Below are 9,989 nucleotides of genomic sequence, written 5' to 3' on the forward strand. Positions count from 1 at the left end.
ATACAATATTAACTCTGAACCGATGATTTATCAAGCGTTTTCGGTAATAAGTCCGCGTATAGCGGAGAGAAAGATTTGCGGTTTAATTCCGTTAATTTGTCATACTCGACAACTGTAATCATACCTTTGGCAAAGAGCAGTTCCGTGAGTACCTGCGCCCTGTGATAGTTGATCTCATCAATGATTTTCTGCTGTTCCATATCGCACCTCCTATTGATAGCCGGAAAAGTCAACCCTTTCATATACCACTACAGAATCGAGGTGCGTTTGGACGAAAAAAATGCGCCCGCCGAGAAAAAAATCCCGACGGGCGCTGATGTTATGCCTTATTCAGTTTTCCGCTGTACTTCTTGCCGCCCACGGTGACCTCAACCGTGATGCCGTCATCGGCAGCAGGATGGGAGTTGATCTTATTTTGCCTTGCAAGACATTTTCTCAACATCAAGCCTGAATACCGCAACGCCACCCAGCATCGCGTCATCATAACTCCATTCAGGTCTTGCGGTAGTCTGTTTCATAAGAGTGTTCAGACCTTTGATCTTCTCACTACTATCCTCTACCAAGCTGAGAGTACCTGTTCCGATAACACTCCGGAACTTAGCCGAAAAGTCACAGGCTATATCTGCTTCAAGCAGTTCATAGTTGCCGTCTATCTCAAAACCGACTTTCGGTGATTTTTTTGCAAGCTCATACTTTCTGCCAGCCTTAGCTCCATGAAAATAGAAACAGTATTTTCCGTTATCATTGATATATCCGTAGTTTACAGGTACGATGTAAATATCTCCGTTATCACAGAAAGCTATCCTTATGATCTGTTCCTTTGCAATAAAGGATTCGATCACGCTGTTATCTGTTATTTCTCTGTCGTTTCTTCTCATTGTATCCTCCTATATTGTAACAAACATAGTAAGCCGAGTGCTTGCTTAATGATTATTATACTTCAATTGCTTCAAAAAGTCAATCAGGCTGAATCCGGATAAACCTTTGCAGATTGACTTTATATATGCCTTGTGATATAATAAAAATACTAAGAACACGCAATACAGAGGCGATTACTATGTCTGACAATAAAATAGAATACAGTATTGATGACACTCCAATGACCGCTGATGAGATCATGGGATATTTGAAACGTATCGGGATAGAGTGTGATATAAATACAGACCTGAATAGCCTTGCATTACTGCAAAAAGCTCATCTTACTCATATTCCATACGAAAACTATGACTGCCTTGAACGCAGGATTACTTCACTCAATCATAAGGAATTATACCGCAAGCTGATAACCGAACACAGAGGCGGTATCTGTTTTGAACTGAACGGGCTGTATGCGTGGCTTTTGAAAAGCATCGGGTTCAATGTAAAAAGCCATCTCAGCAGATATATAATTCCTGAAGGCGAGATACATAAGCGAACACACAGAGTAATGACCGTCACAGTAGGCGGAGAAAGATATCTGACCGATGTAGGCGTAAATTCCGAGTGTTCAAGAAAGCCGCTGTTGCTTACAGAGGGACTTATTCAAAACGACGGTATCTCGGAATACCGCCTTGAAAAAGACGATTTCTTCGGCTGGATATTGTGGCAGAAACTAAAAAACAATGATTGGCGCAGGCTGTATGGGTTCACCGAAGAACCTCAGCTCGATATTGACTACATAATGCCGTGTAACTTTTGCGATATTCACCCACTTTCGGGGATAAACAAGTTTGAGAAGGTATCTATATTTACCGATCACAGTAATATACGGATATGGGACGGACATTATCAGGAGTTTTCTGAAGGCGAGATCATTATAGACGAAATAATAGAGGCGGAAAAGAAAAAAGAAATACTACAAAGCATATTTTCTATAAAAGTATAATATGGGCTGCCGGAGAGAATACTAATCTCCGACAGCCCATGTCTCACGCCTTATTCAGTTTTCCGCTGTACTTCTTGCCGTCAACAGTGACTTCTACTGTGATGCCGTCATCCGAAACAGGTGCAGGCGGATTTGTCAGGGCTTTCTCCTTGCCGTATCCATTCAGCCCCTTACCCTTGATAATGGTCGGGAAATCCTTATAGCAGATGTCAAGATCAACATTGCCGTTGATGCCATTCACTCTGCCTTTCTCGGAATGCTGCCAGATACCGTATGCGCCGCTGTAATTCGTCTGGTCACACCAGTGCGCCAGCCAGATCGTGTAGCGGGATTTGATGTCATCGGCGGTATGTGTCTTGAGAGAGGACGCAGAGCCGTACAGACCGACAAAATAGCCCGCTGCCTCGACTCTTTCGAGGAACGCCCGCATGATCGCCGACACCTTCTCCTTACCGAGGTCAAACTGCTTCTTCTCCTCCAGATCAAAATATACCGGGAACTCGAACTGTTTTCCTTTGATGACGGACAGGAACACATCAGCCTCCAGACGAGCCTCGTCCTCGCTCATGGCATAGCTGTACCAGTAAGCACCGATCGGAATACCGGCAGCCTTTGCACCCGCATAATTTTCCTCAAAACGATCATCCTTCTGCGATGCCAGCCTGCCGTATCCTGCGCGGAGAATCGCAAACTCAATGCCGCCAGTTCTGACCTTCTGCCAGTCGATCTTGCCGTTGTGAACGCTGACGTCGATGCCCTTCATACCATCATCTCCGAAGTATTTATAGAAATCATCGGTCACAGAGCTGTTGCCGTGAACCTCATCACCGTACCACTTGCCGCCGGAACGTACATCGACGTGTGTATAGATGTAAGCGGCAGTGATATTTGCAATTCCGGTGAAGCTGGTGTCCTGCGCCTTGCAGCAGACGGTCTTGCTGCTGATGGGCTGTCCGTCCTGCCCGTAGCAGCAGATGTCCGCTGCCTTGCCGAGTGTATGCTGTCCCGTGCCGCTGCCCTTGACTGCCTTATCATGAGCAGCACAACGGAAGCCGCTGGTGACGATGATCTTAGAGCAGTTCAGCTTAGAAAAGAGTGCCTCCAGTTTGGTGATGAGATCATCATCGATCTGAAAATCATGTGCCTTGCCGCACTTGCAGCGGAACTCCTGCGCATTGAAGTGCGGAGAAAGCTGCGTGTTATCTGTATAGCTGTAGGTCTTAATCATCGTTATCATCCTTTCTGCCGGTCTGCTTTTGCAGCACCTCAATGGCGTTTTTCAGTGCAGGCGGATACGGAATACCCATGAGACTGGTGTTCTCTACAATAGAGAGCAGCTCGTTCACGCAGAACGCAATGCAGACAGCATCACGCACATAATTCGTATTGAGAAGAATATCCAGACGCACCGCCACGATAATGAGCATCAGGATACTGCACTTCTTCGCAAGCCCGTACCAGCCAGCCTTGCTGTTCAGCTTTCCGGTCTTGCTGTGTTTGGACTTGCCCATTGCGCCGGTAATCATTCCGGTTGCAAAATCAATGCCCATGAAGATGATGAGCGTCACCAGTGCGGAATCCCAGCCGCCGAAAAGCGCTGCGATTCCGCCGCCGATCGCACCGATCACCGTACAAATACTTCCTTTCATGTTGTCACCTCCAGTATCTTGACCGTTCTGATCATCGGATGTGTATTGTCCGTTACCGCCTTCCACGCGAGATAATAGTCGTCGGCAGATACACTGCCGCAGTCGTGCAGAACGGCAACATAGTTGTCCACGGTGAAAAGCCAGCCGAACGGAACGGAAATAGCCTCGCCGCCGGTGATCTTCTCGTGGATATACCGGGCAGTTTCCGCAGCGGACATCTGCTGACTGCTCTTGCGTACCAGCCACATCTCGCCGCTTTCGGTATTGCCGCACTTATAGGTGAGCAGAATCTTCTTTGCAGGCGTGATGCGTACCGGAGTGATACACATCGTGTAAATGGTAGCGCCCCAGTTAAAGTCGGGCTGGTTATAGTAGATCGCATAGCCGTTGTCAGCGCAGCAGAAATACGGGTATACATCGGCGAATCCCGCAAGGCTGCGGTAGCCGTCAATATAAAAGGTGTAGATGCTCTCACCGTAGGTGGCAAGAGCATCATTGCCGGACTGAAACAGAGTGATCTCCGGTCTGCCGGACGGGATTTGCAGCACCTTCGGCACGAGGGTATTCAGCTTTTCACTCTCGGATGCCTGAACACCCATTGCCGTAAGATTCCGGGCAAGCTGATCGCGCTGCGCATCCAGCGCTATCAGATAATTTGCAATGCTCATGTCGTCACCTCCACGATTGCCGCAAGTGCGGTCTCCACGCCGGATAGTTCAGTCTCCACGGCAGACAGGCGGGTAAGGATATCCGAAATGGAAGTCCTGCATCCCTGCATATCATAGAGAATCTCTGTCTTGAAGCGCTCGAATACACCCTCATTCACGCCTACGCGCTCATTGAGGTTCATAGCACTGGTATACGCCAATTCCCAACGTTCAACATGGGAATCCGTGATGCCGTTCAGCGTGGTCATATTGTGATGTGAATGCGCCTGTCTCGCTGCGCTTGCGATACCGTCAAGCATTTCCTGTGTGATACTGTCCAGCACATCCTTGTTGTTATGCGTATGTCGCTGCGCATTCAGCGTCAGCAGTTCCTCATTGATCGTCTGAATATCATAAATCGTGCTGTCCTCAAACTGCTGCAAGCCCTGAAGCTCCGTCAGAAGCTCTGGTGTCAGTGAGTCAAGTGTTGCCTTGTTCGCATGAGAATGAAAATCTCCGGTCGCCGCCTCGATCTCACGCTCGATCATGATTGTGACTTCTGATGTTTTCGGGTATTCAGACATATCCGGTGTTTCACCCGGCTCACCTTTGAGCGATGCAAGCCACTCGGTTTCCGTGCCGACATACCCATGCTCGACAGCGATCTCATAAGCGGACTTGCCGTCAGCGCCGTGTCCCGCTTCTTCAATCTTCTTCAGAAGCTGCGCATACAGATCAGGCGTCGGCGGAATGGGCGGTTCGTCATCGCCCACAAAGCCGGAAGGACGGATATTCAGCGTGACTGGCACAGTCGTTGCACGAACAGTCGTATCGCTTTCGGTATCATAGCCGAACACGGACATTTTTGCCGCGCCGACATGAAGCTCCGCAGGCAGATACAGAGATGTGCCATCCATGCCGAGGACGATGTTATAAGTTTCGTCACACTGCGTGAACTGCACGACCTTATGAAAGCGCCGCCAGTCACCGTCAAAGGTGAACCGGAACTGCACATACTGAATCTGATGATCCGCCAGCACCTCGCGCTCCAGAATCTCAATGCTCTGGTTCTTTACAAGAAATTTCCACATTATTCATGCACCTCCGTCCATTCTCCTGTTTCAGAATTATACTGCATATATCCGTCAAGGCAGTTGATTCTCGTGAGATTTGTCGTGCTGATAGAACCGGCATGAGCGTCCCAATTGCCACCCTTTCTGATTGCTGCCCAGTCCGCCAGACTGCCCTCGTATGTGATTTCAGTCAGAGAACGGCAGTAATTGATCCAGTGCGATTTGATCTCCGTCACTGTCCTTGCAAGCGTTACATTTTCAAGATGATTGCAGTTGACGAACATGAACTCATTAATAACAGGCGCTTCATAGCGAACTGTCGTCAGGTTTGAGCAAGCAGCAAAGACACGTTCTCCGATGGTTGTTACTGTTCTCGGAACTGTCAGTGTTGTGAGCCTGTTGTATGCAAAAGCACAATAACCGATTTCCGTCACGCTGCTTGGAATTGTGACCTCTGTCAGACCGTGTGTAATTGTCGGAGTTGCCATATCATCAGGATGCGGATAAAAGGCAAAATCGCTGATTTTTGTCAGCGTTCCCGGCAGTGATGCGGTTTCAAGAGCATCGCAGTAACGGAATGCATATACGCCAATATCCGTGATGCCGTTGGATACAATCACATTTTTAATATCCTGATTATTGAAGAACGGAGAGTCATTACCGGTCGGACTGAGCGGAGAATCGTAATCATACATATCTCCGGTACCCTTCAGGAGCAGTTTGCCGTTGGAGTACAGTGCATAGAAGATGTTTTCACCGCACTGACCGACAGCGACAATGTCACCAATATCCTCAACCTCCGCCTCAAGCTCCTCAACTTTATTTGTCAGCTCTGCAATGGTCTCGTTGTTTTCCTGCACCTCCGCGATAAGCTGCGCCATCTGCGACATCAGTTCCGTGACCTTACACTTGCCGAGAATGCACTTACAATAGCCGCAGACATTCTTGTCCTCGCGGTAGTCGTACCAGTCATTCTCTGTAATTCGTGTGGCTCCCGGATTCATACGTACCGCATACATCAAAAGGCGGACATGATTTTCATCCTGTGGAATGGACGGAAGCGACGGATTCTCTGCCGGGGTTCCGGCGAATAGCCTGAGAGAAACACTGCGAACAGATTCTGTTGTGTCAAGATAGATTGCAATACCGACATATCTCGGCAAAGACTCGTCCTGATACGATGTGAGGTCGATTACATATCTGGAATCGTTGATAAAATAGTGTCCGTCGATCCACGCTTTACCGGTACCAAGAACCACACCAAGACCGCTGTTCGCCGCTGTCAGCTTGAAGTTCTGCCCGTAGGTGTCAAGAATACCGTTGCAGATGATGCTGGAGAGGTAGCTCGTGAAGTCCTCCGCCGTATAGGTGCGGTCGAGCCCATTTGAATTGAAAAATCCGCTGTAAAAAGCCATATATCATGCCTCCTTGAAAGTTGGTGTCAGGCTGCGCCCGTTCTGGTCGAAGCCCTCAATCATGCCGATGAGCTGTATCTGCGGCTGCATCATGCCAAAGCGTCGGTGCTGCACAGTAACATAATCGCCGACGAAATAATCGCGGTTGTACACATACTGTGTGTTGTGCGCAGCGATGTCCGACTCTGATGCGGTTTTCGGCAGCACCAGCCGTTCCGAGCCTCTTGTTTTCAGCAGTTCGATATACTTCTCCTTCGGAATCGGGATCGTTTCTCCCTCGACCTGCTCTGTCTCGGAAATATCGTCCGCATCCACATACACTTCATAGCGGTCAAGATAGGTCGGCTCATCGCCGTCACAATATGTGGTGCGCTTGCGCTCATCACCCTTGCCCTGACCGAAGATATAGGCAAAATTCTTCTGGACGCTGCTGTCCTCCGCATAGCTGAACGAGAGCAGATTACTGTATGCGTCAGAGAAGATAATATGCGGATTATCCTCCTGCATAATGCAGCGGTCAGCGCCCTCCGATAAATCAAATACCATGCGGTACTGCTCACCGCTGCTTTTCACCAGCCGGATATTTGCCGTGCCGCCGAGCTTCTCGCAGATCGTATACACCCAGTCCATGAGGTTTGCATAACTGATCTGGAGTGTAGCAGTCAGCTCCCAGCAAGCGCCGGTAACCGTTCCAAGGGAAAGCCCCGGAATCCTGCGGTTGTCCGTGAGCAGCGCATTCTGCGTCACGACCTCCCGGACGATCTCGCTGTATGCCTTTGCCGCTGTAACGTTGTATGTCGGGTGAATGATGCGCCGTTCCAGCAGGCACATCAAAAAACGACCACGCACTGTCAGGTAGTCGCCGTTTTCAATATCTGTATTTATAAGCACAGATTCAATGATGCCGAAGTGCTGATTATCGTCATCACGACCGACGATTCTGCCGGTCTGGAAAATTTCAATGTTCTGCGGGTTTGCAGCGATATACACCTCAAAACTGCCGCATTTGTAGTATTCAATATCCCATAGCAGCGAGGAAAAGGTGTCGCAGACAGCCTCAAGGGTAATCGTGAGGGCGTCCTCCGCAGCTTCCATTCTATAAACTTCAATCTGCATATTACACCCCCAGATACGCATTCGTGTGGACGATTGTGACTTTCAGGTTTTGCAGTCCCGTACCGCGCAGGTAGAAACGGTTTCTCCCTTCACGCAGCGTCAGCCATGTCGAGCCGGAAACAAGCCGGTTGATGATATTAGTCTTGATACCGCCGCGATCAAGCGTGACTGTCTTGTTGCCTGTCTTGGTAGTCACTGTGATAATATCTCCCGCGAGAATGTCGCCGGTGATCTGCAAGTATTCGTCCGTGTCAGCATTATACAGCGTAGGAGAACGTGCATCCTCCAGCGCTTCAATCACCAGCGTGAAGCCGATCTCGTCACCGTCGTTGACAATGGTCATCATGTTCTGCGTGTTGTATTTACCGAGGATAAACGGCTCCGGATTGCTCTCCGTCGGGAACGGAAATGTGAAAGCGCCGGTGATCTGCGAATAGTACGCCATGACCGAGGTCGTGGAGTACCAATAAATATCCGGGCAGAGAATAGAAATCTGCCCGGTTGTAAGCTGTTCAAAATTCTGCACCTCGCAGGTTTCCACATAGCCTTCCGCAAACACATCAATACCTGCGGTCGCGTAGTAAATCTTGATGTAGCGCGACGGCTTCACCACCTTGTAGAGCTGATGCCTGCGAGCTTCCACGCCCACACCACGCATCTCAAAGGAAATGACGACATTCCGCTTCTCAATGAAGGCGTTATTCAAATAGCTGCCGTCCATGCCCGCATAGCTGGAGGTGCTGATTGTGCCGGTGGGAGGATTCAGCCCTTCCACCTTTGAGGTCATATACCGATTTGCCGTGGCGGTCATGTCTACACGGTCGCCATTGGCATTTTCAAGAATTAGTGTAAAAAACACGAAATCACCTCCTGTGTACTTGACACGTAAGCAGATTGATGCTATAATATGAATAATAGAATACAGGGAATGATGCTCTCCCTTGGGAAACCTAAACCGCTTATCAAGCTGATGACTTCTGCCTTATACGCAGAAGTTGTCAGCTTTTTTATTTTGGAGGTATTACAATGCTATTATCACTTGCTATTATTATTCTTTTAGGGCTTTCTGTTGCTGCTATTGTTGATAAAATCGGGCTGCCTCGCATCATAGGAATGCTTGGTGTAGGTATTATCATAAGTCCATATGTGCTTGATTTGCTTGATCCGAAGATACTTGGAATATCATCAGAACTGCGACAAATAGCACTTATCATAATACTTGTAAAAGCAGGACTTTCACTCAATTTATCAGATCTGAAACGTGTTGGCAGACCAGCAGTTATGATGTCATTTGTACCTGCCTGCTGTGAAATAATCGGTTACGTTGTTTTCGCCCCGCTTCTGCTCGGCGTAAACCGGGTTGAAGCTGCCGTTATGGGAGCAGTGTTAAGCGCAGTATCTCCTGCGGTAGTTGTGCCGAGAATGGTAAAACTGATTGAAGAAAAATGCGGTACACAAAAAAGTATACCGCAAATGATTCTTGCTGGAGCATCCTGCGATGATATCTTTGTTATTGTTCTGTTCTCCACATTCGTGACGATGGCACAGGGCGGATCGGCAAGAATGGCAGACTTTTTGAATATTCCCGTATCAATAGTGCTTGGCATATTACTCGGAGCGATTGCGGGCTATTGTATCTATCTTCTGTTTGAAAAATCATATCAACATCACTTCATGATCAGAAACAGTACTAAAGTCATTATCTTACTTGGTGTTTCGTTTCTGCTTATGAGCGTAGAAACGCTCGTGAAGCCTTATGTTGCTGTTTCGGGACTCCTCGCTGTTGTCGCTGCAGCTTGTATTATAAAGCTGAAGTCCGTCAATTCTGTTTCAGCACGTCTTTCGGAGAAATTCGGAAAGCTGTGGATAGGTGCAGAAGTTATGCTATTTGTGCTTGTGGGTGCGGCAGTTGATGTGCGTTATACCTTATCAGCAGGTGGTGCGGCTGTACTGATGATTTTTATAGCTCTCATATTCAGGGCTGTCGGTGTATTTCTGTGTCTGCTCGGTACTAACCTTAACGCAAAGGAGCGATTATTCTGTATTATCGCATATCTCCCCAAAGCCACAGTGCAGGCTGCTATTGGCTCTGTACCGCTTTCGCTTGGTCTTCCATGCGGTAAAATCGTACTATCGGTAGCTGTATTGGCAATTCTTATAACCGCTCCGCTTGGCGCAATTGGGATTGATAAAACGTATCGTGGTTTACTTGATCATTGACAAGA

General features: G+C 48.3%; 12 protein-coding genes and 1 riboswitch. Of the genes, 2 read left to right on the forward strand and 10 right to left on the reverse strand.

Annotation, left to right across the window (positions count from 1 at the left end; genetic code table 11):
* Nucleotides 1-8: 8 nt before the first annotated feature.
* From N774_RS0105105 to N774_RS0105110, 3 genes are all read right to left on the reverse strand, one after another.
* Nucleotides 9-200, reverse strand: coding sequence for an SHOCT domain-containing protein (locus tag N774_RS0105105; protein WP_024860206.1), 192 nt, complete (start codon nucleotides 198-200; stop codon nucleotides 9-11).
* Nucleotides 201-319: 119 nt separating this feature from the next.
* A complete protein-coding gene (locus tag N774_RS19930; RefSeq protein WP_278245151.1) occupies nucleotides 320-442 on the reverse strand; it encodes a hypothetical protein in 123 nt (40 codons plus the stop codon).
* A complete protein-coding gene (locus N774_RS0105110; RefSeq protein WP_024860207.1) occupies nucleotides 411-878 on the reverse strand; it encodes a pyridoxamine 5'-phosphate oxidase family protein in 468 nt (155 codons plus the stop codon). Before N774_RS0105110 ends, N774_RS19930 begins: the two co-directional genes overlap by 32 nt.
* A gap of 179 nt (nucleotides 879-1,057) precedes the next feature.
* Here N774_RS0105110 and N774_RS0105115 point away from each other — a divergent pair, with 179 nt between their 5' ends.
* Nucleotides 1,058-1,864 (forward strand): arylamine N-acetyltransferase family protein, encoded by an 807-nt coding sequence (locus tag N774_RS0105115; protein WP_175541946.1) that lies wholly within the window; start codon nucleotides 1,058-1,060, stop codon nucleotides 1,862-1,864.
* A 43-nt stretch (nucleotides 1,865-1,907) separates the two neighbouring features.
* Here the strand turns inward: N774_RS0105115 and N774_RS18735 are convergent, their stop codons facing one another.
* The 7 genes from N774_RS18735 to N774_RS0105150 form a co-directional block, all read right to left on the reverse strand.
* Nucleotides 1,908-3,092, reverse strand: coding sequence for a GH25 family lysozyme (locus N774_RS18735; protein ID WP_207640548.1), 1,185 nt, complete (start codon nucleotides 3,090-3,092; stop codon nucleotides 1,908-1,910).
* Nucleotides 3,085-3,513: a phage holin family protein gene (locus N774_RS0105125; protein ID WP_024860210.1), complete on the reverse strand. Its 429-nt coding sequence runs from the start codon at nucleotides 3,511-3,513 to the stop codon at nucleotides 3,085-3,087. Before N774_RS0105125 ends, N774_RS18735 begins: the two co-directional genes overlap by 8 nt.
* Complete coding sequence (locus N774_RS0105130) at nucleotides 3,510-4,181, reverse strand: hypothetical protein (protein WP_024860211.1); 672 nt, start codon at nucleotides 4,179-4,181, stop codon at nucleotides 3,510-3,512. Before N774_RS0105130 ends, N774_RS0105125 begins: the two co-directional genes overlap by 4 nt.
* On the reverse strand, nucleotides 4,178-5,173 hold the full coding sequence (locus N774_RS18050; protein WP_242836564.1) for a hypothetical protein: 996 nt from the start codon (nucleotides 5,171-5,173) through the stop codon (nucleotides 4,178-4,180). Before N774_RS18050 ends, N774_RS0105130 begins: the two co-directional genes overlap by 4 nt.
* A 77-nt stretch (nucleotides 5,174-5,250) precedes the next feature.
* Nucleotides 5,251-6,648, reverse strand: a complete 1,398-nt coding sequence (locus N774_RS18055) for a leucine-rich repeat domain-containing protein (RefSeq protein WP_024860213.1) — start codon at nucleotides 6,646-6,648, stop codon at nucleotides 5,251-5,253.
* A 3-nt stretch (nucleotides 6,649-6,651) separates the two neighbouring features.
* Complete coding sequence (locus tag N774_RS0105145) at nucleotides 6,652-7,764, reverse strand: siphovirus ReqiPepy6 Gp37-like family protein (RefSeq protein WP_024860214.1); 1,113 nt, start codon at nucleotides 7,762-7,764, stop codon at nucleotides 6,652-6,654.
* A 1-nt stretch (nucleotide 7,765) separates the two neighbouring features.
* Nucleotides 7,766-8,623: a phage distal tail protein gene (locus N774_RS0105150; RefSeq protein WP_024860215.1), complete on the reverse strand. Its 858-nt coding sequence runs from the start codon at nucleotides 8,621-8,623 to the stop codon at nucleotides 7,766-7,768.
* A 56-nt stretch (nucleotides 8,624-8,679) separates the two neighbouring features.
* A riboswitch (Fluoride riboswitch) is annotated at nucleotides 8,680-8,751 on the forward strand.
* A gap of 39 nt (nucleotides 8,752-8,790) precedes the next feature.
* Between N774_RS0105150 and N774_RS0105155 the strand changes: the two genes are divergently transcribed.
* Entirely contained in the window at nucleotides 8,791-9,984 is a 1,194-nt protein-coding gene (locus N774_RS0105155; protein WP_024860216.1) for a cation:proton antiporter, read from the forward strand.
* The last annotated feature ends 5 nt before the right edge of the window (nucleotides 9,985-9,989 follow it).

The sequence above is a fragment of the Ruminococcus flavefaciens AE3010 genome, from assembly GCF_000526795.1.
Lineage (GTDB): Bacteria > Bacillota > Clostridia > Oscillospirales > Ruminococcaceae > Ruminococcus > Ruminococcus flavefaciens_D.

Excerpts from the sequence above, each read along its gene's own strand:
- N774_RS18055 (WP_024860213.1), bottom strand. The coding sequence starts at position 6,648 with ATGGCTTTTTACAGCGGATTTTTCAATTCAAATGGGCTCGACCGCACC.
- N774_RS0105125 (WP_024860210.1), bottom strand. The coding sequence starts at position 3,513 with ATGAAAGGAAGTATTTGTACGGTGATCGGTGCGATCGGCGGCGGAATC.
- N774_RS18735 (WP_207640548.1), bottom strand. The coding sequence starts at position 3,092 with ATGATTAAGACCTACAGCTATACAGATAACACGCAGCTTTCTCCGCAC.
- N774_RS0105110 (WP_024860207.1), bottom strand. The coding sequence starts at position 878 with ATGAGAAGAAACGACAGAGAAATAACAGATAACAGCGTGATCGAATCC.
- N774_RS0105145 (WP_024860214.1), bottom strand. The coding sequence starts at position 7,764 with ATGCAGATTGAAGTTTATAGAATGGAAGCTGCGGAGGACGCCCTCACG.
- N774_RS0105155 (WP_024860216.1), top strand. The coding sequence starts at position 8,791 with ATGCTATTATCACTTGCTATTATTATTCTTTTAGGGCTTTCTGTTGCT.
- N774_RS0105115 (WP_175541946.1), top strand. The coding sequence starts at position 1,058 with ATGTCTGACAATAAAATAGAATACAGTATTGATGACACTCCAATGACC.
- N774_RS19930 (WP_278245151.1), bottom strand. The coding sequence starts at position 442 with ATGTTGAGAAAATGTCTTGCAAGGCAAAATAAGATCAACTCCCATCCT.
- N774_RS0105130 (WP_024860211.1), bottom strand. The coding sequence starts at position 4,181 with ATGAGCATTGCAAATTATCTGATAGCGCTGGATGCGCAGCGCGATCAG.
- N774_RS0105105 (WP_024860206.1), bottom strand. The coding sequence starts at position 200 with ATGGAACAGCAGAAAATCATTGATGAGATCAACTATCACAGGGCGCAG.